Below are 22,592 nucleotides of genomic sequence, written 5' to 3'. Positions count from 1 at the left end.
AAGACTGCAAGAATGCTTCCTCAATTCGATTTCATTGAAGGAATGCTTCTGTGCTTTATTGATAATCGATAAAAAAACGAACGAGTCCTTGATAACTGCCTGCTTGTAGCGGTTTACCTGTTAGTTCGAGCCGTAAAAAATAACGTAAAAAGAGAGTTTGCCCGGATTTACCTTGTCGTAACACACTGTCAAACAAGGGATATTTTTCTCCAGGTATCAAGACATTCTTAGAGTCATCAAGTACAGAAACCCCCAAGCCTTTAGAAGGCCCTTGTAAGAGAAAGGCATTAATACTATGGGCGTGTTGGCCATCAAAACGTATCGTCCAGGTTTTACTGTCAATTGATGTGTAAATACTTCCACAATCTCGAAGCTCAATCTCAAATGGCTGGGTTTGTTGCTCACGCTCCACTGCGGTTGATAATTTCGTCATTGTTAAAGCAGAGAAATCTATCGTTTGATATCGATTTGACATCACAATTGAACACGGCGTTGAAATCACACTGCCTACTAACTGAGTGACTCCCTCATGGCGCATGCCAACCTCTATTGCACCTAAAGCAGGTGTTCCGGCCAAAATTAGAGAAAATAGAATCCCTATTACTTGCAGACGGACACGTTGATAAACAGTCACCAGTTCCTCCCTTACAGATGTAAATAGAATCGCCAAACCTCACTGACGGTTCCGACTGTTGACAAACAAAGATTGCTTGACGGTATTCATCAGAGATTGTTAAATAAGTGATGGAAATCAATTCATTGATTTTCGATTGATAATACGAAGAGGGGGAAATTAGCATTAGCCCTCTTCGTTAGTCACGTTGGCCGCCAGATTTCTCTGGCGGTCAATTTATCGGCTTACTGGTAAGTAATACGGAAGTTAGAGATAGCACTGAATTTACCTTCAGAAACATCTTTACTCGCATCAACGGCTTTCGCTAATGCTTTAAACGTTAGCGTGTTGTCGCCAGTTTGGTTTGTGATATTAGATAAAATATCTTTTGTTTTACCAAACTCGAAACCATCAATCATAATCCCCAAGTTGTTTACGTTACCTGTAGAGGTTGCTAGCAAGGTGTTGCTGTCATCCGCGTAGCTTTGCCCTGTGAACACGAGTTCCATTGATTTCACTGCTACTGGTTGATCACTCTCATCTTTACCAAAGTTGGTAAAGTCACAACCTGTAAATTTGATGTCAAAGTCTGCTTCTGCCGCTTTACCACTTTCCAGTGCTTTACGAGATAGCTGACCGAAATCAACAGTTTGTTTCAGTGAAGATTGCTCGATATTACAAGGTGTATTTACAACGGAACCAACAAAGTTGATAGTACCAGAGTTATCTGCCATTGAACTGAGTGGAACAACAGACGCAGCAAATACAGTAGCAATCGCTAATTTAGTTAATTTCATTTATTTTTCCTTTCTATTAAATAAAAGATAAACAGAAGCCATCCACCCCTTATCATCTAAGGGTGTTAGTTTCGTTTTTGTTGGTAAAGCAAAGTGATACCATAACAAACTATCATTTTTTGATATTATTGAGCTTCATTATTCGAGAGAAAATATATTCCTTCTAATAAGAATTAAAATAATAGTCTAGAACCATTTGATGTGTATTCTTACTTGTTATTACTCTCAATGACATGTATTCCTATATCAATGTGAAGAACTTTTCTATAAAATTCTTGCCACTCTATATCTAAAGCAATTAATATATTTTCTAAAGTTTCAATGTTTAAACCGCATATGCCATTTTCATAACGGGATATTTGTTGCTGACTAACATGAATTAACTTACCAAATTCAGCTCCAGTTAAAGATTTAGCTGATCGAGACTCACGAACAAATCTACCAACAGCTTCATTCAGACTTACTGGCTTTCTATTTTTATTTTTTTTTACGAACATAAATAATCACCTGCGTTTACGTAAAATAAAATTTGGAATGTTTATTTTGAAAAATAAATCAACATAAAAATAATCCTGCAATAAAACTTCACAACACTTAATTGATATAAAATATAGACGCTTTAATAATCACTGTAAAAACGTTTCTATCGATCAATAAGTCAAATATGATAGGTGCAGGCTATCAGTTGATCTTAATTGATCGCTATAATAGATCAAAAAAAGTGGTAAGCGTAATGAATTCAATGAGTAAGTTAAATTTAAGTTATTCTCGATTTAACATTCAAATTAATTTGAAAAAAAATCAATGTTTTGAATGTGACTTATTTCATTAAAGATATTTTCATTTTGTTACATATTTAATTCTCATGGAAGAAAAATAAAATATAATTATATTGATATAACATAACATTAATAAATTATTTTTTTATAAAAATGATAAAATCAAATTAGGTTAATTGGGTGGGTGAGAATTCATTATCGATGGGAAATTTTTATCCAAATATGTTTTATTTTAATAATATAAGATTACATTGGTATTATGAGTGAAAGTATCACTTAATGACTAGTCATAAAGTGATTGCGCTGATTTTACTAGCGCAATAAAAATGTTTTGTATACCTCATAACTTAACAGATAACTATTATAATTTATGAAATTCAATGTGGTTTTAGTTAGGGGTTTAAGTTTGAATAGCCCTAATTGATTGTCGATAAAAACTATCTTATCATTCAATGCTGCTAATACTATGAGAGTGAACAAACCGGCTATGAATAAATTATAGGGTGCAGTTAGAATAAGAGTGTAGAGGTATTTGGCTTAAGATTGCATTAATAATAGGTGAGCAAATAGAAATATGAAAATTAAGAATTCATCATTATGAGATTTATATATTCATATTTTTGGTATTTAAACTAAGGTGAATAATCAACTGTTAGTGCTTTAAATTTGATGAATATCAAAATGATCTATGAATAAAGAGATATTCGATTTGACGCATATATTTTCTGGGTTTAACCTAGATAAAAGAATGAGGAGGCATATGGTGCCTTTAGGTATTCACTTAGTTGTTTGTGGTTTAAGAAATGCAAGGTTAACGGATTGCCAATATCAGTTTATTGAATTACTGAGATATAAAGGAAGGCTGGTAGGGCACAGCTTTCGTCACTCGATTAGCATGATTTTACATGAGAAGGGATGCGACTGGGCAGAGATTGAAACCCTGTTCGCGCATATTGATAAGAATGCTCCCCGTGGTACGTATAATCATGCGCAATATATGGAAGGGCGTTGGGAAATAGTACAGGGGTAGTATCTGTTTATGCTTTTTGTTATTAGTCAATTAAGTCATTAGACACTTAAATAGTTGGATTATAGTCCATTATTTAAGTGTCCTGTTTGATTAACGCAGATCACTTATTCATTAAAGGTAAAGGTCGTAAACAGACAGCTAAATCAGACATGTCAATGGTGACAACCATATCGGGTGAATTCATGATAAATGCTTTGATGTCAGCGATGTTCTTTTTCGTAAATTCACCCTTTCCGTCATAATCATCACTAAAATACCAATAGAAATGACTTCTTAATGCGATGGGTTTTAATTCTAAGATTGGGTTCTGACATTTACCTTGATGATCAACCACTAGCCTTGGATACAATATTTCAATAGGAAGGTATGTGTCTTCATTACCACCAATAGGTTCAACAACGATATATTTTTGAACCTCAGTTAATTCAATCATTTTTAGTTCATACCCAGTAGGATAACGAGGTATTACGAAAGATTTTTGACCTTGAGGCGATTTTACACTGTACTTAAGATCTTGATGCTTATAGCCCTCGAGGGTGTCTATTGTAGGGTAAACAAATGGGAGAATGTAAGGTATTATTTGCCCAACTTCCCATTTCAAGTGGCTGGATTTTTTGACTACGCGAGGATCGTTATAGTAAGCCTCTAAAGACAAAACCATACGATTATCCCTTTCAAGCTCCTCACAACAATCACTTTGATATAACCCTTTTAAGGTATAGCCAGGCATTTTCGTTACATAAGGTGATTGATTATCTATGACACTAGTGGCCATTTTGATAAATATTTTTCCATATGATGGGTTTGAAGGATCTGGAGAGGGATTAAATGGAGTTGAATTACTTGAGCTACAGCCAAGCAGCATTATAAACATAGATGCTTCTAGTAATAACTGTAAACCTTTCCTTTTGTTCTTCATTAATAATCCTTATGATTATTATTTAATTAGCTAAATATCAATAAAGTACATAAACACACGAATTAGCGGGCAATTTGAACAACGTAAAACTCCTGCATCAAGCTTGTTTTTTTGTACAGATCGCTATTTTCAGAGCGTAACGTGCTTAATTTTTTGACCATCAACTTCCGATTAGTTTTAAGTCTACAATCTTAAAAATTTAATGTTGGTTATAATTTTATTGTTAAACGATACAGAATAATTTGGGCTATAGCTCATTTTCTCCGTAAGAAGGCTCTTAATTTCTGGTGTAATATTTTTCTTTTTGCGTGCCTTGAATTTGGCGATGACGTCTATCTGCGTAATTCTTGTCTGCAATGGTTGTCAGTATTCCTAACACAAGCATTCGCTTAGTCATTTCATCAGAATAGTTCATGAGTTGGTAATTAGTTGGAAGGTCTAAAGAAGTTACTTTTATTTTCTTGTGTTCTATTAGGTAGTTAAGTAGCTAATTCTATTCACTTGTTTAACTAAGATAATATCTCTAGATATGGTCACATTGAATAGTCGAAAGAATTCTAGGTTGCGTCCTTAAGCCAATAAGTAATTGATAGCTCAATTTTCTTTATAGGTTTTAATAACTTATTTTTTATTCTGTGGATAGCACGTTTTGATAGATACCAAAAAATTTGTCTATTTGCATTTTTTAGTTCAAGCGGATTACTCTGTGCATCAAGTTGGGTTTTATTAGTGGCTTTATTCGGCAGGATGTAGATATAGCCACCAGCTTGGGTTAGGCTACTTTTTATAGTGATATTTTGGCCTGCATTGAGGCTGAGATTACCGCCCACGTTGAGTTTATTGTTTTGTGTCAGCTGCCTTTACCACTAATATGGGAAAGGCTACCAGTAGCATCCATCAGTTGAACTTATAGCCATAAGCGGACGTAGTAAATATTGGAAGCTAATTACTTACTAATGGTTCATAACAACGAAATATGTATTAAGAACCTTTTAGTATTAGTGGGTCATGACAGGTTTTAGTTAGATTAGTTTTCTAATTAGAAATCCGTCTTAGAAAAACCAGTCATTTCATCCAGTTCCATTTCGCGGCCTAATGCCGTCATTGGATGGACAATTATCAGGCCTCGCATGGTTTTTTTTAGCTTGCCAAGATCCGCTTGTTCTTTCTTAGTGATAGCGCGTTTGAATGGCATATCCACTAACTTCTGGGCTTCTTTGCTTAGTTTCTTGTTACGTACGGCCTTCAGGCGAACGATTTCAGTTTCCAGAGTTGCTTTTTCTTTCTCAAGCTCTGCATATTTTTCCACTTCGTTCGCCAGCTGCATACTTGCCATCTGGTGACGAATAAGGTCTAAGCGATCGCTAAGAAGTTTAATTTGTGTTTTTTCGATTTCTTTCATTATTAATTAACCGTGAATAAATTTCTTGTCGGCAAGTATACACCATTCTATGTAAGAGGGCGAAAGGGGATACGAGTTGGTACCTACAAAAATACCGGTTGCTCTTTCACGTTGTCGAAATTACTGTGCTGTTAACGACATGTACAAAATTTTGTAAGCTTAGCATGGTAAGAAGTCGCGCTTCTTTGTACTTTTCACACGGTATCTTAATAACGTTACCTTAGGATGTCAGAAATGGACAGACAGAAATCCCCAAATGACTGGATAAAAATTGCTCCGCCATCTGGAAAAATTGAACGTATTGAAGCATATTTCAGCGGTCATGGTTATGAACCTCATCGCCATGACACTTACGCTATCGGCAGGACATTATCAGGGGTACAAAGTTTTCATTATCGCGGCAGTAAACGACATAGTTTACCCGGTAACATTATGGTTTTACACCCTGATGAAATTCACGATGGCGAAGCAGGTACGCTGGATGGGTTCCAATATCGTATGATTTATCTAGAGCCTGCATTAATTCAGAAAATACTGGGTGGCAGACCTTTACCTTTTATTGTTGGTGGGATTACAACTGATCCACGGCTTTTTGCTGCTACAGACCCTTTATTAACAGCGGTAGAGAATTCTTTCGAAATACTGGAGGAGGAGGATGCGCTTTATGATTTCGCCCAAACTCTCGCGACTGTTGGAGGTCAGAATTTTCACCGACGAACATTTGATTATAAGGCGGCAGAAATAGCGCGCCAATATATAGACTCCGCATTTAGTCAGAATATCACGCTAGATGAGTTATCGCTGATCAGTGGCAGAGATCGCTGGAGCTTAAGCCGCGATTTTCGTGCACTTTTCGGAACTAGTCCTTATCGATACGTCACCATGCGCCGCTTAGAATACAGCAGACGCCTTATGGGCATGGGCTTATCTCTTTCAAACGTAGCTGTTGAATCCGGATTTTCAGATCAAAGCCATATGACACGACAATTTATCAAAACATTAGGCATTTCACCGGGGCGGTGGCTAAAAATCATTAATAAAAGTAGTGCCTAAGTTGCACAATCGTTCAAGACTGCTCTAGTTTTCATGCTCTATTATTGTGCTCTCATTGACATTGTGGAGAGTAACCATGTATTGCCCTATCAATCTGAAAGATAAATTTTCTCAGTTTAATGAACACTGGCAGCCGAAAGTCATCATGGAGATGAATGACTACCAATTTAAAATTGTTAAAATACAAGGCGATTTCGTCTGGCACTCGCATTCAGAAACCGATGAAGCATTTATAGTTATTGATGGCGTTTTACGTATCGATTTTCGGGATGGACATGTGCTAGTTAAGCCAGGGGAAATATACGTGGTTTCTAAAGGTATCGAGCACAAGACTTCTGCTGAGTCGGAAGTCAAATTAATGATGATAGAGCCTCGAGGAGTATTGAATACTGGGGATGAAGGCGGGGAGCGTACAGCAAAGAACGATGTTTGGCTCTAATCAATTAATATTATCTCGACAAAACCAGAAACAAAATTCTGGTTTTGTGTTTTAAATTTTTATTTAATTATTCAATAAGAATCTACATTATCCCGAACTATTGATAATCAATCTTATGATTTTAGAACCGCTATTTGCTAAAATCAGTCTCTTGAGTTCTGCGTATGGACTGTTTACCTCTACAGATATTATTTTGATATTAGATATTAGCTTACGTTGATAACAATTTTTCCAAATGCTCCCTTTTCGAGCAGCTCCAGTGCCTCTGGCAATTGGTCAAAACGGAATGATTTATCGATTACGGGTTTTAGTTTTACGGAGTCAACCGCTCGGACAAAATCTTCAAGCGCTCGGCGATGACCTACACCAATCCCTTGAATAGTTGGCGATTTTAGTAGCAATAACATTCCTGATGCTGAAGTATCATGTGTGTCCATCATACCAATCAGGGAGATTCGGCCATGGGAAGCCACCGCGCGGACAGAATCTGCAAAGTTTCTACCACCTACAGTATCAACAACATGATCGATTCCTCGTTCGTCCGTCAGGCGGTAAATGGCTTCGACCCAGTTTTCTTTGTTACGGTTAATACCGTGATCAGCGCCGAGCGCAGCTGCAGCTGCCAGCTTCTCATCGCTCGATGAGGTGATAAATACTTCGGCTCCGACAGACTTGGCGATTTGAAGGGCAAAGAGAGCTACGCCGCCTGTTCCCTGAACTAGCACGGTTTCACCAGCACGTAGCCCACCACGTTCAATCAGTGCAAACCAAGCAGTCAGACCTGAACAGACCAGCGTGCTGGCTTCAGCATTAGTTAGCGTCTGCGGAGATTTAACCAACCACTCCTCATTCATCACAACATACTCAGCAAGCACGCCCTGAAATGCATAACCTACGGTGTTGTAGTGCGGATTTTTGGCTGTGTTTTTCAGTTTCCCATCAATCCAATCTGCATTAAAAGATGAAATAACACGCTCTCCCGGGCTGAAACGGGTCGTTTTTGGCCCGACAGCGACAATGATACCGGCCATATCGGAACCGGGGGTGAAAGGCATTGGCATATTATTACCCATATGACCTTCAATAATGACTTTATCGCGAAAGTTGAGTGAAACGGCATTCACTCGAACTAGTACTTCATTTGAGCCAGGCTGTGGGATTTCGACTTCCGAAAGTTTCAGATTTTGACGCCCGATTTCGTTTAGTTCCCAGCGCTTCATTGTGTGTTTCATGGGAAATTCCTGAGTAGTAATTGACTATGGACAGAATTCTATCATTGCCTGTCAGGTAACAATGGCGATACTATTTCCTCTTATTGGTTCCATTTAGGTGACAATGTGAAGGGTGAAATAAACAGCATTCCTGTTTTTGTGATAGCAGCTGAGTCCTCTAGTTTTTCTCAGGCTGCTGAAAAACTGTACGTCACACGCTCAGCGGTGGCGAAAACGATATCTCGTCTTGAGCAGAGGCTTGGTATAACTTTATTTAACCGCACCACCCGTAGCCAGAGCTTGACTGATGAAGGCTTGCTTTATTATGAATTTTGTCGCCGGGCATTGAATGAAATAAAAATGGCAGAAGATATTTTAGAAGGTGGCAAGCTTCAGGTCAGCGGAAAATTGAGAGTGTCTGTTCCGGTTTTACTCGGGCACCTATGTATTTCACCATTACTGTCGGCGTTGGCAAAAGAACATCCGAAGTTAGAATTAGAAATTTCATTCAGCGATCGTCAGGTCGATTTGTCTGAAGAAGGTTTTGATCTAGCCGTCAGGATCGGTGCGTTACCTGACAGCAGCAGCCTGATAGCCAAAAATCTAACTTCTCACTCTATGATTTTCTGTGCTTCTCCTGATTATTTTCGGCAAGCTGGTGAGCCTATTTCACTAGAAGAACTGGAGCAGCATGAGGCTATTGCTTATATCCATTCAGGGCGTATTTTGAAGTGGCAAGTTAAAAATGAAAGGGGGGAAATTTCAGAAATTAATCCACCCGCCAGACTTATGATGGATGATATGCAGGCGATAAAAGACGCTGCGATAATGGGTGGTGGAATTGCTTGGTTGCCTTACTGGCTTGTCCGCGAGCAACTCGCTAGCGGCAGCTTAAAAGAGATATTAAAAGAATACTCTTCGGCAAGCTGGCCTATATATGCTGTATGGCTGCGCACCCCCCGTCTTCCACTGAAAGTTAGGTTTGCTATCGATAAACTAGTCAGTGAATTACCGGGTATGATGGACGTAATTGAAGCGCAGATATAATACGCTGACTTATAGAATTGTGAGTTTCTTTCTTCAGAGGTACAGTTTTACAGCGGAATTAATATTTAGTTGCGACTAACACATTTTATCCGTTTTTCCATGTAATCAATGCAAAGCCATAACCAATTAGAATCTTGTAGAGAATGTTAAATTGAAAGAGGCAGGGAGCCAGTAAGATGGTTACTAGGGTTGACGTTTATTAGACATTCAACCCTGTAATATGAACCCTGTTATCTATCAACTGAAACTAAGATAGTGGGTGAAGTTATTTAGCTGAGAGTTCCCTGCGGATGATCTCTGCGCCTGCACTTAAGGCATTGAGTTTGCCTCTGGCAACCTGACGAGATAATGGCGCCATGCCACAGTTAGTCGAAGGATAGAGCTTATCAGCATCGACAAATTGAAGTGCTTTACGCAGTGTATTGGCGACTTCCTCTGGTGTTTCAATGGTATTGCTCGCCACGTCAATGGCGCCTACCATGACTTTTTTGCCGCGGATTAATTCAATTAAATCCATTGGAACATGCGAATTGTGACATTCCAGCGAGATGATATCGATATTAGAGGTTTGCAGTTTAGGAAACGCTTCTTCATATTGTCTCCACTCTGATCCTAGCGTTTTTTTCCAATCTGTATTGGCCTTGATGCCATATCCATAGCAGATATGTACCGCAGTTTCACATTTAAGCCCTTCAATTGCTCTTTCTAAAGCGGCTATTCCCCAATCATTCACTTCATCAAAAAAAACATTAAAAGCAGGCTCATCAAATTGAATAATATCAACACCCGCAGCTTCTAACTCTTTTGCTTCTTGATTGAGGATTTTTGCGAATTCCCACGCGAGCTTTTCACGGCTCTTATAATGGTTATCATAGAGCGTATCTATCATAGTCATGGGACCAGGTAGCGCCCATTTTATAGGTTTGTTAGTTAATTGACGTAAAAACTTGGCATCTTCGACAAAAACAGGTTTTTGACGAGCGACAGCACCAACAACAGTCGGTACACTTGCATCATAACGATCGCGAATTTTAACGACTTGGCGTTTTTCAAAATCAACACCGCTAAGGTGTTCAATAAACGTGGTGACAAAGTGCTGGCGCGTTTGTTCACCATCACTGACAATATCAATACCTGCTCGTAGTTGATCGTCTAGTGATAAACGAAGGGCATCTTGTTTTCCTTCGATTAATTCTTCATTCTGTAATTTCCATGGGGACCAAAGTGTCTCAGGTTGCGCAAGCCAAGAAGGTTTCGGCAAACTGCCCGCAGTGGAAGTTGGTAGTAATATTTTCATAGTCGATGACCTTTTATTTTCGGTTAATCAAAGAGTGCAGTTAGCAGACCATTGTTCAAGAATATTCTTGTAGGGTTTAATGAAGTGTTCTTCAGTAAATTTCCCTTGCTCAATAGCCAACTGGCTACGTTCTTCTCGGTCATAAACAATTTTTGTTAATGAATAATCCTGCTGATTCAGGCTTGGCTGATAACATTGTCCTGCGGCAGAGTTAGCATTGTAAATCTCAGGTCGGTAAATCTTTTGGAAAGTCTCCATCGTGCTGATGGTACTGATAAGCTCAATATTGGTGTAATCACTGAGTAAATCACCCGTAAAATAAAAAGCTAAAGGCGCAACACTATTTTGGGGCATAAAATAACGAACCTGTAGACCCATCTTTTTGAAGTATTTTTCAGTCAAGGAAGCGCCATTTTGCTGGTATTCTATACCTAATACAGGATGCTGATTCCCCGTGCGATGGTAGGTGTCTTTATTTGAGACACTTAGGCATATTACAGGTGATTTTTTGAAATTTTCTTTGTACTCACTTGAATTAATGAAGTATTTAAAGATATTTCCATGCAAGCCGCCAAAGTTATCTGGAATGCTAAATTCAGATTGGTTTTTATTATGTTCTAACAGCAATACACTAAAGTCATAGTCTCGCACGTAAGAAGAGAAGTTATTCCCGACAATGCCTTCAATACGTTCATGGGTCTTTTTATCAATAATATTCGTTTTTAATATTTCAATGACGGGGAAGATATTGCTATTGTCTGCAATATTCATTTCAACAGAAATAATTTCAAGTTCGACAGAATAACGGTCGCCTTTAGGGTTATCCCAAGTCGCTAATGAATTGAATCGATTATTAATCATTCCCAAAGTGTTGCGTAAATTCTCTTGACGATTTTTTCCTCTGGCTAAATTAGCAAAGTTGGTTGTGATCCGCGTATTTTCAGAGGGGTTATAATTTTCATCGAAAAGACTGCTCTTAATCGTAAATGTAAAGTCATTGTTCATGGTGATCTCGCATCCTAAGTGCTGATATGAAAACTGAATTTATTTATTAGTTTGTGAGAAGTAACAAGATTTCTCATTTGTCAGTCTTCATGTTGCCAATAAGTTAATATTATCTATTTTATGCCAGAGCGAGTGGATGAGTGAAAGCGACTTAATTTCATTGCAACATGAGCCATATTCATGATCTGGGGTGGGAGCTAGTTGCAGAAGTTATTGGTTCATAAGATTTGCCATTAGCTTATTACTTACATCGACTCAAAAAGTAAATAGGGATGGTTGATAGCGTATTGATATTATTCTAAAAATAATAAAGGAACGAAATTTAATAGCTGTTTTAAAAGGCTGATAGAAAAAGGCAAGCAAGTGATAATGTGTGATTGTCATTTTTACGAAATTCTGAAAATCAGTTTCTTGCCTAGGGGCATTGTTGTTGAAATTATTTCTTCTTATTAAGCATTGACTGTAAATCGGCAAAGGGATTATAGGTGGCAACGCCAACATCTTTTTGAGCATCTTCCCCAGCGACAACATTTGTACCGTATAAGTCGGCTTCAGTGTATTTTGAGTGCTCGTGGTCATGGCAAAATAAACACAATAACTCCCAATTACTGCCATCCTCAGGGTTATTCGTATGGTCGTGATCGATATGGTGAACGGTTAATTCACGTAGATTTGAATAAACAAATTCTCGTGTGCAGCGTCCACATACCCACGGATAAATTTTTAATGCTTTTTCTCGGTAGCCACTTTCCAGTCGCGCGTAGTTTTTTGGGATCAGAGCCATTGCCAATGTTACCTGTTAACAAGAGATAATTTCATGAGAGTGTTTCCAATATACCCCATAATGGAATAGAAGGTAAAATGTAAGAGGAATAGAATTATATCAACATTCGCTCAGCAGCCTTGCTAATGCTTTGTCATGGCTAGCAGTATCTATTGCACTTTCACTTGTCATTCCCTCGCATCCCCAAAATTTATCATCTAGACTTAAACCAAAGACATGGTTTGCGCAGGCATTGTGCTTTATACTGCGTGCTGAAAAAACTGAGTAGACAAACAATTAAGTAGGCGGTAATAGCGATGAATGGAACGATCACAACGTGGTTTGAAGATAAAGGTTTTGGATTTATCAAAGATGAAAACGGCGATAACCGTTATTTTCATGTGATTAAGGTCGCTAATCCCGAGCTAATTAAAAAAGATGCAGCGGTGACTTTTGAACCCACTACAAATAACAAAGGCTTATCAGCTTTTGCTGTAAAAGTATTACCGGAAAGTAAATATATTTTTATTGCAGGCGAGCGTCTTAAACTTACCTCTATCAAGTCTTTTTTAGTTTATAACGAAGAAGTGCCAGCTGATACCCGTATTGATAAAGACAACGCGGTATTGTCTGTGGGTTTACTCATGAATAGCATTAGGCCAAAGGCAGCCACTGAACCCGGTGAAATGCGCACATTGAAAAAATTGGCGATTAATACTTTTCAGGATACGACATTAATTTTTTCTGAAGACGAAATAGATATAGATGCCACTGTAAAACTACTCAAAATTTAAAATATTGTGTCATTAGCAAACATCGCTGATTGAGAGCTGGCAGTGCCAGCCTCAGATAAACCCTCTTCAAATTTAACTCACTCAAAGTTATCAAGTTCTGTAACTTGGTACAGCCTCAATATTACAGGTATAATCCTACAAACTACTTTGAACGGGTTTGGGAACCAATATGACAAAACTCACCTTACAAGAGCAGATGCTAAAAGCTGGATTAGTGACCAGCAAAAAAATGGCGAAAGTCCAAAGAACCGCTAAAAAATCACGCGTTCAAGGTCGTGAGGCCAGAGAAGCTGTAGAAGAAAATAAAAAAGCACAACTTGAGCGTGATAAAGCGCTAAGCGAAAAACAAAAACAAGCCGCGTTATCTAAAGAGTATAAAGCTCAGGTAAAACAATTAATTGAAATGAATCGAATCGACATTTCAAAAGGCGATATTAATTTTAATTTCACTGACAATAATTTAATTAAAAAAGTCGCCGTGGATAAAATAACTCAATCTCAGCTAATAAGTGGACGCCTTGCGATTGCGCGCCTAGTCGCAGATAACGGCGAAGTAAGTGGATATGCAATTATCCCAGCAAGTGTTGCAGATAAAATCGCACAACGAGATGAGAGTAGCATTGTATTAAATAACGCATTGAGCCAAGAAGCGCAGGATGATGAGGATCCGTATGCGGAGTTTCAGGTGCCTGATGACCTTATGTGGTAATACTCGTCAAATACTCGTCATACTTCAAACGGCAGCGTTGTTGACTACGTTCATTCGCACTAGTCACATACTATTGTATGCTCCTAGCGTCTCATTCTCTTGTCGCCTAGCTGTCATTTGAATTATTTAGAGTATTTAGTATTTTTAAGTAGCCATACTTCAAACGGTAGCGTTGTTGATTGCGTTCATTCGCACTAGTCACATACTTGTGTATGCTCCTAGCGTCTCATTCTCTCGTCGCCTAGCTGCCATTTGAATTATTTAGAGTATTTAGTATTTTTAAGTAGCCATACTTCAAACGGCAGCGTTGTTGACTGCGCTCATTCGCACTAGTCACATACTTTTGTATGCTCCTAGTGTCTCATTCTCTTGTCGCCTAGCTGTCATTTGAATTATTTAGAGTATAGAGTGGATATACTTCAACCACTTCAATCATTTAGATATATCTCCATCTTTTTTATTGCTATTAAAACAAGGGATATCTTCGGAAAAGCGCGCTGTAATGGAATCACGCTCGTAACCTTGGTATTCACTTAAAATATTGTACAACTCGGGGCGGCGGCCGTGGATCCAGCGTCTTCCGGTAGATGAAGTGAGCAAATCTAGATCCAAATTGGCGCATACCATTGTGTCTTCATAGGTATGACTTTCTGTGATAATCCGCCCATAAGGGTCAATAATCATGGCGTTACCAGTACGGATTTCACCGTTATCCAAGCCAACACCATTACTGAACAAAATGAAAAAACCATTATCATGAGCGCGTGAAGGTAACCAGCGCATTAGCCAGCCACGGCCATTATCACCCTGTAAAGCAGCCATGAGTTCATCGGGATTGTTATGTCGGTTTTCCCAAAGACTAACTGGGATAGGTTTCATTCCCAAAGGGCTACGTGAATGGGTTCCTCCGGTCTGATGTGGGGCAATAAGGATATCAGCACCCAGTAATGCAGTTATTCGTGCATTTTCTGTGAGGTTATTATCCCAACAAATAAGGATACCAACACGAACGCCCCAAGGTGTATCAAAAACAGTAAAGCTATCGCCTTTGCAAATCTCTTGATGTTCAAAAGGATGGAGTTTTCTGTGTATATGGCGCTTACCATCAGGCATACAAACCGCATAGGCGTTATAGAGCTTTCCGTCACTTCCCTTCTCTATAAATCCTGCCCCTATTGCCATTTGATATTTTACAGCCCAAGCAGCCACTTTGGTTATGGATGGGCCATCATCAGCAGATTCGGATAACATATAGACTTCTTCACTGCTAAGATTTGGAACGTGCCAGTAGCCGGTGATGCACATCTCGGGAAATGCTAAAATCTTTATATTTTTCTCATAAGCTTGTAGGATAAAGCTTTCCATAACTGATAAGTTATACGATTTATCGCCAGCACGGTGACAAAATTGTACAGTAGCAGTGCATAGATTGTTTTTCATTATACTCGTCCTAATCTGGTGATTAAGTCGTCATTTCACTAAAAAAAATCCAATGAGTATAATCATAATTTTTCCCCTATTTGATAACTAAAAAGAATGAATATAAAACTATTACGTGCATTCGTTACTCTTGCACGCCAAGGGAAGTATCATTTGGCAGCGGATCAGCTTTGCATAACGCAACCCGCACTAACTAAGCAAATTCAGGCAATTGAGAGTATTTCTGGCCTGACCCTATTTCAGCGTGGCCGTCATGGTGCCAAGTTGACTATAGCGGGGGAACAATTAATGCATAAAGCTGATGAAGTATTGATGTCTTATGATAATTTTTGTTCTGCGATGATAGATATTCAAAAAGGGAATACAGGTAAGATAAAAGTGGGCTTTGGTATATCGTCCTTTAGTTTGGCTCCCGAACACGTGGCAGTTTTTCATTCGCTATTTCCCAGTATTCAAGTATCACTGAACGATATGCCTACGGCAGTACAGCTTCAGCTTTTAATAGAAGGAAAGCTTCATGCAGGGTTTGTAAGGCTGCCAGTTAATGATCAGTTAGAAAGCAAAGCCCTCGCCGAAGAAAAATTGGTTCTTGCTATAGCGCTGAAACATTATAAAAAAGGTGTTAATGCAATAGAGTTAATTAAAACTCATAATCTTCTTCAACTTTCTCACCATCGAGGGGAAGGATTAACCGGTCAAGGGCACAAATTTCTTACCGCGAATAACATTATTCCCCCAGCTATTTTAGTTGCTAATGATATTCAGACGTTATTGGCACTTATCGCTGCGGGTGAAGGGGTGGCTCTATTGCCTCAGAGTGTTATCCATATTCTGCCGTCTCAAGTAAAACTGGTGCTTCTTGAAGGTGCGCATACTACATGGCAAATAGGTCTAGCGTGGAATTCGAAGATAGAGGACCCTATCAGAGATAATTTTGTTAGGACAGTACTCTCATCATCAGTGGCTTTATGATCAAACGAATTTTTGTGTTCAAAATGGACTGGCATTATGGGCTTTGATCCACTCGTTGCTAATGGGGTGCACAAAGTGCAGTTCGCTGGCGTGCAACATTAGCCGTGGAGTTTGTTCAGTACCGGGTAGTAGAAGTCCACCATACAGGTCGCAGCCCAAAATAGGGTGTCCCAATAGCTGACAGTGGATGCGGAGTTGATGAGTACGCCCTGTTTCTGGCGTTAGTTGTACTCGCGTTAATGGCAGCAATGTTCCATCTTCCAATTCATGATAGAAGCGTTCAATAACCTGATAGTAAGAACGGGCGGGTTTGCCGTGGATTGCACAAATCGACATTCGGGGAAATAGTGCAGGGTCTTTTGCAATGGCGGCGTCTATCACACCTTCATTCTCTATTAGATGTCCGCAAAGTAGTGCGCTGTATACCTTGGTGACTGCACGTTGGCTGAATTGGTGGCATAGAGCGGCGTTTATCGCTTTATTGTGAGCAATCACCATTAATCCGGAAGTGCCGAAATCGAGACGGTGGACAAGAGTACAGCCGGGAAATATCTGCACCAATCGGTGATGTACTGAGTCTAGATTTTGTGGGTTTTTCCCCGAAAGACTAAGTAGTCCGGCAGGTTTATTGATAAGCACGAGATGCTCGTCCTGATAGAGATTTTCAATTTCTTCATGGCACGGCGGAGCAATAAAAGTATCGATAATCTTAGACATCAGGCTATCTCGATAAAAAGTAGAAATGAATGATAACTAATTTTAAGCCGACTGGCGAATCGGGGTATGGCGAGAAAACGTATTTATTCTTGATGTTATTGTCTATCAAGTCCTCATGTCTTACCTAAATATAACTCATTGCATTTATGGGTAAATCTTATTAATTTGGTTTGTAGGGCTAGTGGTTTAAGGAAATGTGTAATGCTGAAAGATAATTTTAATGAATTGCAAATCTTTCTTGTTGTTGCGAGGGAACGAAGTTTTACTAAAGCCGCCAATATATTGGGAGTGTCTCAATCGGCACTGAGTCATTCAATCAAGGGATTAGAAGAGCGTTTGAACATTCGGCTCTTAACCCGTACAACCCGCAGTGTTGCACCTACTGAGTTAGGGACAAAAATTATTGCTTGCCTCGAGCCTAAACTGACAGAGCTTGAATATGAATTAGAAAGCCTAATTCAGCTTAATGGAACGGTTTCAGGTAATATCCGCCTCTCTACGGGGGAACATGCAGCTCGTAGTCTTCTTTGGCCAAAACTAAAGCCGTTTCTACGCATGTATCCCGATATCAATATTGAGTTAGTCGTTGACAATGGTTTTGTGAATATTGTTGATGGCCGTTTTGATGCAGGAGTACGTTTGGGGGAAAGTGTTGATAAGGATATGATTGCTGTGCGTATTGGGCCGGATATGCGTCTGGTTGTCGTTGGAGCCCCTAGTTATTTTGCATCCCACGATATACCGCAAACCCCACATGATTTGCAGCATCATCGCTGCATTAATATGCGTCTTCCTTCGGCGGGTGGTTTGTATCATTGGGAATTTGAAAAAGAAGGGAAATCGTTGCGCGTGAAAGTTGAAGGGCAACTGACCTTTAATTTATTGTCAGAGCGAATTGATGCTGTGTTATCTGGATTTGGGGTTGCTTGTGTGCCAGAGGATACAGTTCAAGAGGCGGTGAAATCTGGTGAGCTTATTCAAGTTCTGGATGATTGGTGCCCAACATTTTCAGGTTATTACCTTTATTATCCAAGTAGAAAACAGCATCTTCCCGCATTTGCATTATTAATTGATGCGCTACGCCATCATGAATAATATTTAAAAATAAGGCTGATACAGTGGTTTAGCAACTGTAATCAGCCCTAATTCATATTAACGATTAATCAGTGCTTGTAATGCAGAAGGGTAGCGTTCGCCAATAATTTTCACTGTATTAAGTGCATGCGCTATTTTTTGTAAATCGCTTTGGGTCAGCATGATATCCACGGCGCCAAGGTTTTCATCTAAACGATGTAATTTAGTTGTACCTGGAATAGGCACAATCCACGGTTTTTGTGCAAGTAGCCAAGCGAGCGCGATTTGTGCAGAAGTGACGCCTTTTTCTGCGGCAAGTTCAGATAATAATGAAATTAATTGTTCATTTGCCTCAAGAGATTCGGCACTGAAGCGTGGTACTTTACTGCGAAAGTCATCATCGCCAAAGGTGGTACTTGTTTTAATCGCACCAGTTAAAAACCCTTTACCTAATGGACTGAATGGCACAAATCCAATGCCAAGTTCTTCAAGTACAGGCAATATTTCGTCTTCAGGTTCGCGCCACCATAAAGAATATTCACTTTGTAATGCAGTAACGGGTTGGATTGCATGAGCACGGCGAATTGTTTGTACGCTTGCCTCAGAAAGACCAAAGTGTTTAACCTTACCTTCAGCAATCAGATCTTTGATTGTACCTGCGACATCTTCAATCGGGACATCAGGGTCAACGCGATGCTGATAAAGCAGGTCGATAACGTCTGTTTTGAGCCGACGTAATGAGCCTTCGACGGCTTCACGAATATGTTCAGGGCGGCTGTTTAAAAGCTGCTGTTTATTATCATTTCCTAAGTTAAAACCAAATTTTGTGGCAATGATGATTCTGTCACGAAATGGTTTTAAGGCCTCACCGACGACTTCTTCATTTAGGTATGGACCATACACTTCCGCGGTATCAAAAAAGGTTACACCCCTTTCAACCGCCGCACGAATTAATTCAATGGCTTTATGTGTATCAGTAGCGGGACCATAGCCATGGCTTAGTCCCATACAACCTAGACCAAGAGCAGAAACTTCAAGATTAGATTTACCGAGATAACGTTTTTTCATGGTTTTGTTCCTAATAACTGCGTTCATTGTTTGTTTTGTTATACATCCAGTTTACGATTTGCTAACCACTCAACCATGGCAGGATTTCGATGAGAGACAAAGGCACTCGTTGCCGTAGGGCTGGTGGATAAGATAGAGATCAACGTAATCAAGCTGTAGGCGATTTAGCGAACGTTCAAATTGTGCTTTGGCACCTTCATAACTCGCGCCTTCTAACCATAATTTTGTTGTTATAAATAACTCTTTTCGTGGTATTCCGCTTTGTTTGAGTGCATTCCCAACTTGGTTTTCATTTTGATAAGAAGCTGCGGTATCAATTAATCGATACCCTGTTTCTAGTGCGTCAAGCACTGCGCGCTCACACTCGGCGGCATCTGTCATTTGAAATACGCCGAAACCTAAAAGTGGCATTTCAATATCATTATTTAATTTGACCGTTTGCATATTTAACTCCTTTTGCTGCCTGTGAGATAAAGCATAACGTAAATTTATTGATTAGATTAGAGGCTGTTATTTTCTAGCGCTTATGAGCAAAATTCATGAATTCAGATTAACTAAATAAAAAACCACTTAAGAAAGTCGAGGGGGAGAGGTGAAGTAATAATGTTATAATACAAAAGGTTGTGATTACGAATGTATCGATAATAACTAATATTTATTTTGTTATGGTTATTTTGCTCTATATCGTATTGCTTCAACAAAAGCCATAAAAGCAGGTGAGGATTGACGACGGTTTGGATAATATAAATGAAAGCCTTCAAAATAAGGGCTGTAATCTGTTAATACTGCTTGTAGCTTGCCGCTAGTGATATAAGGTTCGGCTAAATGTTCAGGAATATAGGCTATTCCCATTCCATCAAGAGCGGCATTCAGCTGGTGGAGGGTGCTATTAAAGACTAATTGCCCATCGAGTTTCATACTAAAAGCACGACCTTCATGTTCAAACTCCCACGCATAAATAATACCAGCGGCTCGGTGGCGAATGTTAATACATTGATGCTGAATGAGATCATCAGGAATTGAAGGTTTTGGAGCGAATTTAAAGTAAGATGGCGAGCCAACAGCAATTAAGCGCCAGTTTGGTCCAATTCGTACTGCTATCATGTCCTTATTGATCTCATCGCCAATGCGAATACCTGCATCAAAACGTTCTTCTACAACATTAGTAAATCCGTAATCGACATACATTTCTAGCGTAATATCGGGATATTGTTGTAAAAAATTTTTGAGCATGGGGCGAATATACAATTCAATTTGGTCGTCTGTGCAGCTTAAACGAATAGTTCCCCGAGGTTTATCTCTCAGCTCACCAAGTGCGTTAAGTTCAGCATCAATTTGCTCAAATAGAGGATTAATTGCATTCATTAGCTGTTCACCCGCTTCGGTCGCAGAGACATTACGTGTTGTTCTTGCTAATAAGCGAATACCTAATCGTTCTTCTAAAAGTCGGATGGTGTGGCTTAATGCCGAGGGTGTCACACCAAGTCTTGCCGCCGCTTTAGTAAAACTCTTTTCTTGAGCAACGATAAGAAAGGCGTGTAAGTCGTTCATTTTGCTTTTTGTCATTAGTGAATTTTTCTCACAAGTTCATAAAGATTATGCCTACTAATTAAATTATCTACCCTATGCCATCATAGTGTCCATTAATTTGTGATTTATAAATAAGAGGGAATGAACGGGATGGATAACGCTATTTTACAAAAAGAACCGCAGCCTCAAAATGCAAATTGGAGTGCGGTTTTTGCTATGACCTTATGTGTCTTTGTGTTGATAGCATCAGAATTTATGCCTGTGAGTTTATTGACACCTCTTGCTCGTGATTTTCAAGTTACTGAGGGTATGGCAGGTCAAGGTATCACTATTTCAGGTTTTTTTGCGGTGATCACCAGTTTGTTTATTTCTATATTAACGAAAGGAATAAATCGTAAAGCCTTATTATTGGGATTAACGGCGATTATGGGACTCTCGGGTGCTCTGATTGCTTTAGCCTCAAATTATTATGTTTATATGGTAGGTCGGGCATTAATCGGTGTTGTTGTTGGCGGATTTTGGTCGATGTCTGCCGCTATAGCCATGCGTTTAGTACCGATAAATCAAGTACCTCGCGCTTTAGCCATTTTTAATAGTGGTAATGCATTAGCAATGGTAATTGCGGCGCCATTGGGGGCTTTTTTAGGTGCGGTTGTGGGATGGCGAGGTGCATTTTTTTGCCTAGTTCCTATTGCAGTACTTGCCATTATTTGGCTGTGGGTGAGTTTGCCTTCGATGCCACCTAAGCTATTGTCTAACCAAAATAATCAGCATATTTTCACTATTTTTACGTTATTTAAGCGTCGTGTTATTGCCCTTGGCATGCTAGCTGTTGGATTTTTCTTCATGGGTCAATTCACGCTGTTTACCTATGTTCGTCCTTTCCTTGAAACCGTTACAAAAATTGATATTTCGATGGTGACGTTAATTTTATTAATTATGGGTATTGCAGGATTTATTGGGACGCTCTTAGTAGGGAACGTATTAAAACGTGGACTTTATCGAACATTAGCAGCGATACCATTATTAATGACCATAGCTGCTTTATCTCTTATTGCTTTTGGTCATTCGCTAGTTGCCGTTATGATTTTATTAGGAATTTGGGGATTGATATCAACAGCAGCACCTGTTGGCTGGTGGAGTTGGGTGCCGCGAATTTTTCCAAATAATGCAGAAGCGGGTGGTGGTTTAATGGTGGCCGTTATTCAACTTTCTATCGCGTTGGGTTCTACGGTTGGCGGTCTACTTTTTGATATTAGTGGTTATCAAAGTGCTTTTGTTTTCAGTGCGCTATTTTTAGTGATTGCAGCCATATTGGTTAAGTTTACGGCAAAGGCTGAAGGAGTAGTTCATGTCGAGAATATCACCGAATAAAATTGCGATATCTTTATGTTTTTGCATGTGGATTTCGTTTTTTAACTCAGTTCAATCCGTTTATGCCAGTGACACTTCTGTGGGTCAAAAGGTAAAAACACACCTTATACAAATACGTGTAGATAACCAAGTAGTTATAGGGAAATTGGATGATACCGAAACCGTACGTGATTTTATTGCCTTATTACCAATAACCGTTGAACTTGCTGATTATGCCGCTACGGAAAAAATCACTTATCTTCCACGCAAATTACTGACTCGAAATACCCCTGAAGGGATAACACCAGAAATAGGTGACATTGCTTATTATGCGCCTTGGGGAAATATCGCCATTTTTTATCAGAGATTTCATTATTCATCGGGCTTAATTCGATTGGGGAAAATTACTCAAGGTATTGAACATTTGAAATTTAAATCAGCGAAGCAAGTCACGATAGTGCTTTTCCAAGAAAACTAACAGAGGGTTAATTTTATGAATAGTTATCGACAAAAATTATCAAAATATCCGCTTAATAATGAACGTCGTCATTTACTTAAATTAACAGGGGCGAGCCTCGCA

The 22,592-nt window shown here is 39.2% G+C and carries 23 protein-coding genes and 2 pseudogenes; 10 read left to right on the top strand and 15 right to left on the bottom strand.

Annotated elements, in window-relative coordinates:
* Positions 1-55: 55 nt before the first annotated feature.
* The 3 genes from AAZR93_RS16095 to AAZR93_RS16085 all read right to left on the bottom strand — a co-directional run bounded on the left by AAZR93_RS16095 (position 56) and on the right by AAZR93_RS16085 (position 1,907).
* Positions 56-634 (bottom strand): fimbrial protein, encoded by a 579-nt coding sequence (locus AAZR93_RS16095; RefSeq protein ID WP_294110265.1) that lies wholly within the window; start codon positions 632-634, stop codon positions 56-58.
* Between the two features lie 224 nt (positions 635-858).
* On the bottom strand, positions 859-1,410 hold the full coding sequence (locus AAZR93_RS16090) for a fimbrial protein (protein WP_434720399.1): 552 nt from the start codon (positions 1,408-1,410) through the stop codon (positions 859-861).
* A 209-nt stretch (positions 1,411-1,619) separates the two neighbouring features.
* On the bottom strand, positions 1,620-1,907 hold the full coding sequence (locus AAZR93_RS16085) for a helix-turn-helix domain-containing protein (protein WP_294110261.1): 288 nt from the start codon (positions 1,905-1,907) through the stop codon (positions 1,620-1,622).
* Between the two features lie 1,111 nt (positions 1,908-3,018).
* Between AAZR93_RS16085 and AAZR93_RS16080 the strand changes: the two are divergent.
* Positions 3,019-3,219: pseudogene (locus AAZR93_RS16080) on the top strand (tyrosine-type recombinase/integrase); the annotation flags it as partial.
* A gap of 100 nt (positions 3,220-3,319) precedes the next feature.
* Here AAZR93_RS16080 and AAZR93_RS16075 read toward each other — a convergent pair.
* The 3 genes from AAZR93_RS16075 to AAZR93_RS16065 all read right to left on the bottom strand — a co-directional run bounded on the left by AAZR93_RS16075 (position 3,320) and on the right by AAZR93_RS16065 (position 5,540).
* Positions 3,320-4,138, bottom strand: coding sequence for a hypothetical protein (locus AAZR93_RS16075; RefSeq protein ID WP_434720398.1), 819 nt, complete (start codon positions 4,136-4,138; stop codon positions 3,320-3,322).
* 277 nt (positions 4,139-4,415) lie between these two features.
* Positions 4,416-4,553: a hypothetical protein gene (locus tag AAZR93_RS16070; protein WP_434720397.1), complete on the bottom strand. Its 138-nt coding sequence runs from the start codon at positions 4,551-4,553 to the stop codon at positions 4,416-4,418.
* Between the two features lie 624 nt (positions 4,554-5,177).
* Positions 5,178-5,540: a YibL family ribosome-associated protein gene (locus AAZR93_RS16065; protein ID WP_294110257.1), complete on the bottom strand. Its 363-nt coding sequence runs from the start codon at positions 5,538-5,540 to the stop codon at positions 5,178-5,180.
* A gap of 234 nt (positions 5,541-5,774) precedes the next feature.
* Here AAZR93_RS16065 and AAZR93_RS16060 point away from each other — a divergent pair, with 234 nt between their 5' ends.
* Together AAZR93_RS16060 and AAZR93_RS16055 are read left to right on the top strand one after the other, a co-directional pair.
* Positions 5,775-6,593, top strand: a complete 819-nt coding sequence (locus tag AAZR93_RS16060; protein ID WP_434720396.1) for an AraC family transcriptional regulator — start codon at positions 5,775-5,777, stop codon at positions 6,591-6,593.
* A gap of 76 nt (positions 6,594-6,669) precedes the next feature.
* Positions 6,670-7,032: a cupin domain-containing protein gene (locus tag AAZR93_RS16055; RefSeq protein WP_434720395.1), complete on the top strand. Its 363-nt coding sequence runs from the start codon at positions 6,670-6,672 to the stop codon at positions 7,030-7,032.
* A gap of 206 nt (positions 7,033-7,238) precedes the next feature.
* Here the strand turns inward: AAZR93_RS16055 and AAZR93_RS16050 are convergent, their stop codons facing one another.
* On the bottom strand, positions 7,239-8,264 hold the full coding sequence (locus AAZR93_RS16050) for a zinc-dependent alcohol dehydrogenase family protein (protein ID WP_434720394.1): 1,026 nt from the start codon (positions 8,262-8,264) through the stop codon (positions 7,239-7,241).
* A 105-nt stretch (positions 8,265-8,369) separates the two neighbouring features.
* Here AAZR93_RS16050 and AAZR93_RS16045 point away from each other — a divergent pair, with 105 nt between their 5' ends.
* On the top strand, positions 8,370-9,290 hold the full coding sequence (locus tag AAZR93_RS16045; protein ID WP_434720393.1) for a LysR family transcriptional regulator: 921 nt from the start codon (positions 8,370-8,372) through the stop codon (positions 9,288-9,290).
* Positions 9,291-9,555: 265 nt separating this feature from the next.
* On the opposite strand, the gene AAZR93_RS16040 is transcribed toward AAZR93_RS16045, so the two are convergent.
* The 3 genes from AAZR93_RS16040 to yajD form a co-directional block, all read right to left on the bottom strand.
* Complete coding sequence (locus tag AAZR93_RS16040; RefSeq protein WP_294110359.1) at positions 9,556-10,587, bottom strand: methionine synthase; 1,032 nt, start codon at positions 10,585-10,587, stop codon at positions 9,556-9,558.
* Positions 10,588-10,614: 27 nt separating this feature from the next.
* Positions 10,615-11,592, bottom strand: coding sequence for a DUF1852 domain-containing protein (locus tag AAZR93_RS16035; protein ID WP_434720392.1), 978 nt, complete (start codon positions 11,590-11,592; stop codon positions 10,615-10,617).
* Between the two features lie 436 nt (positions 11,593-12,028).
* The gene (yajD, locus tag AAZR93_RS16030) at positions 12,029-12,376 is read right to left on the bottom strand and encodes an HNH nuclease YajD (protein WP_294110242.1); all 348 of its coding nucleotides are present in this window, start codon (positions 12,374-12,376) and stop codon (positions 12,029-12,031) included.
* A gap of 290 nt (positions 12,377-12,666) precedes the next feature.
* Between yajD and AAZR93_RS16025 the strand changes: the two genes are divergently transcribed.
* Positions 12,667-13,149 (top strand): cold-shock protein, encoded by a 483-nt coding sequence (locus tag AAZR93_RS16025; RefSeq protein ID WP_294110353.1) that lies wholly within the window; start codon positions 12,667-12,669, stop codon positions 13,147-13,149.
* Between the two features lie 169 nt (positions 13,150-13,318).
* Positions 13,319-13,858: a DUF2058 domain-containing protein gene (locus AAZR93_RS16020; RefSeq protein ID WP_434720391.1), complete on the top strand. Its 540-nt coding sequence runs from the start codon at positions 13,319-13,321 to the stop codon at positions 13,856-13,858.
* 432 nt (positions 13,859-14,290) lie between these two features.
* On the opposite strand, the gene AAZR93_RS16015 is transcribed toward AAZR93_RS16020, so the two are convergent.
* Entirely contained in the window at positions 14,291-15,298 is a 1,008-nt protein-coding gene (locus tag AAZR93_RS16015) for a nitrilase family protein (RefSeq protein WP_434720390.1), read from the bottom strand.
* Positions 15,299-15,394: 96 nt separating this feature from the next.
* On the opposite strand from AAZR93_RS16015, the gene AAZR93_RS16010 reads away from it, so the two are divergent.
* Entirely contained in the window at positions 15,395-16,270 is an 876-nt protein-coding gene (locus AAZR93_RS16010) for a LysR family transcriptional regulator (RefSeq protein WP_434720389.1), read from the top strand.
* A gap of 18 nt (positions 16,271-16,288) precedes the next feature.
* Here AAZR93_RS16010 and AAZR93_RS16005 read toward each other — a convergent pair whose 3' ends face one another.
* On the bottom strand, positions 16,289-16,987 hold the full coding sequence (locus tag AAZR93_RS16005; RefSeq protein ID WP_434720388.1) for an RluA family pseudouridine synthase: 699 nt from the start codon (positions 16,985-16,987) through the stop codon (positions 16,289-16,291).
* A 201-nt stretch (positions 16,988-17,188) separates the two neighbouring features.
* Here AAZR93_RS16005 and AAZR93_RS16000 point away from each other — a divergent pair, with 201 nt between their 5' ends.
* Complete coding sequence (locus AAZR93_RS16000) at positions 17,189-18,082, top strand: LysR family transcriptional regulator (RefSeq protein ID WP_434720387.1); 894 nt, start codon at positions 17,189-17,191, stop codon at positions 18,080-18,082.
* Between the two features lie 57 nt (positions 18,083-18,139).
* Here the strand turns inward: AAZR93_RS16000 and AAZR93_RS15995 are convergent, their stop codons facing one another.
* The 3 genes and pseudogenes from AAZR93_RS15995 to AAZR93_RS15985 all read right to left on the bottom strand — a co-directional run bounded on the left by AAZR93_RS15995 (position 18,140) and on the right by AAZR93_RS15985 (position 20,695).
* Positions 18,140-19,129 (bottom strand): aldo/keto reductase, encoded by a 990-nt coding sequence (locus AAZR93_RS15995; protein WP_434720386.1) that lies wholly within the window; start codon positions 19,127-19,129, stop codon positions 18,140-18,142.
* Between the two features lie 108 nt (positions 19,130-19,237).
* Positions 19,238-19,573 (bottom strand): annotated as a pseudogene (locus tag AAZR93_RS15990) (aldo/keto reductase); the annotation flags it as partial.
* A 225-nt stretch (positions 19,574-19,798) separates the two neighbouring features.
* A complete protein-coding gene (locus tag AAZR93_RS15985) occupies positions 19,799-20,695 on the bottom strand; it encodes a LysR family transcriptional regulator (RefSeq protein WP_434720385.1) in 897 nt (298 codons plus the stop codon).
* A 114-nt stretch (positions 20,696-20,809) separates the two neighbouring features.
* On the opposite strand from AAZR93_RS15985, the gene AAZR93_RS15980 reads away from it, so the two are divergent.
* Positions 20,810-22,033 carry an MFS transporter gene (locus AAZR93_RS15980; RefSeq protein ID WP_434720384.1) on the top strand — a complete coding sequence of 408 codons (1,224 nt, stop codon included), beginning with the start codon at positions 20,810-20,812 and terminating at the stop codon, positions 22,031-22,033.
* Complete coding sequence (locus tag AAZR93_RS15975) at positions 22,011-22,490, top strand: cyclophilin-like fold protein (RefSeq protein WP_434720383.1); 480 nt, start codon at positions 22,011-22,013, stop codon at positions 22,488-22,490. The genes AAZR93_RS15980 and AAZR93_RS15975 overlap by 23 nt, the downstream gene beginning before the upstream one ends.
* Positions 22,491-22,592 lie beyond the last annotated feature (102 nt).

It is taken from the genome of Providencia sp. Je.9.19 (genome assembly GCF_051129765.1).
Classification (GTDB): Bacteria; Pseudomonadota; Gammaproteobacteria; order Enterobacterales; family Enterobacteriaceae; genus Providencia.
The sequence above is the reverse complement of the archived record's forward strand: the minus strand, read 5'-3'. Positions and strand labels throughout refer to the sequence as shown.

Coding starts and splice junctions, on each gene's coding strand:
- AAZR93_RS16090 (WP_434720399.1), bottom strand. CDS start 1,410: ATGAAATTAACTAAATTAGCGATTGCTACTGTATTTGCTGCGTCTGTT.
- AAZR93_RS16085 (WP_294110261.1), bottom strand. CDS start 1,907: ATGTTCGTAAAAAAAAATAAAAATAGAAAGCCAGTAAGTCTGAATGAA.
- AAZR93_RS16075 (WP_434720398.1), bottom strand. CDS start 4,138: ATGAAGAACAAAAGGAAAGGTTTACAGTTATTACTAGAAGCATCTATG.
- AAZR93_RS16070 (WP_434720397.1), bottom strand. CDS start 4,553: ATGAACTATTCTGATGAAATGACTAAGCGAATGCTTGTGTTAGGAATA.
- AAZR93_RS16065 (WP_294110257.1), bottom strand. CDS start 5,540: ATGAAAGAAATCGAAAAAACACAAATTAAACTTCTTAGCGATCGCTTA.
- AAZR93_RS16060 (WP_434720396.1), top strand. CDS start 5,775: ATGGACAGACAGAAATCCCCAAATGACTGGATAAAAATTGCTCCGCCA.
- AAZR93_RS16055 (WP_434720395.1), top strand. CDS start 6,670: ATGTATTGCCCTATCAATCTGAAAGATAAATTTTCTCAGTTTAATGAA.
- AAZR93_RS16050 (WP_434720394.1), bottom strand. CDS start 8,264: ATGAAACACACAATGAAGCGCTGGGAACTAAACGAAATCGGGCGTCAA.
- AAZR93_RS16040 (WP_294110359.1), bottom strand. CDS start 10,587: ATGAAAATATTACTACCAACTTCCACTGCGGGCAGTTTGCCGAAACCT.
- AAZR93_RS16035 (WP_434720392.1), bottom strand. CDS start 11,592: ATGAACAATGACTTTACATTTACGATTAAGAGCAGTCTTTTCGATGAA.
- yajD (WP_294110242.1), bottom strand. CDS start 12,376: ATGGCTCTGATCCCAAAAAACTACGCGCGACTGGAAAGTGGCTACCGA.
- AAZR93_RS16020 (WP_434720391.1), top strand. CDS start 13,319: ATGACAAAACTCACCTTACAAGAGCAGATGCTAAAAGCTGGATTAGTG.
- AAZR93_RS16015 (WP_434720390.1), bottom strand. CDS start 15,298: ATGAAAAACAATCTATGCACTGCTACTGTACAATTTTGTCACCGTGCT.
- AAZR93_RS16010 (WP_434720389.1), top strand. CDS start 15,395: ATGAATATAAAACTATTACGTGCATTCGTTACTCTTGCACGCCAAGGG.
- AAZR93_RS16005 (WP_434720388.1), bottom strand. CDS start 16,987: ATGTCTAAGATTATCGATACTTTTATTGCTCCGCCGTGCCATGAAGAA.
- AAZR93_RS16000 (WP_434720387.1), top strand. CDS start 17,189: ATGCTGAAAGATAATTTTAATGAATTGCAAATCTTTCTTGTTGTTGCG.
- AAZR93_RS15995 (WP_434720386.1), bottom strand. CDS start 19,129: ATGAAAAAACGTTATCTCGGTAAATCTAATCTTGAAGTTTCTGCTCTT.
- AAZR93_RS15985 (WP_434720385.1), bottom strand. CDS start 20,695: ATGACAAAAAGCAAAATGAACGACTTACACGCCTTTCTTATCGTTGCT.
- AAZR93_RS15980 (WP_434720384.1), top strand. CDS start 20,810: ATGGATAACGCTATTTTACAAAAAGAACCGCAGCCTCAAAATGCAAAT.
- AAZR93_RS15975 (WP_434720383.1), top strand. CDS start 22,011: ATGTCGAGAATATCACCGAATAAAATTGCGATATCTTTATGTTTTTGC.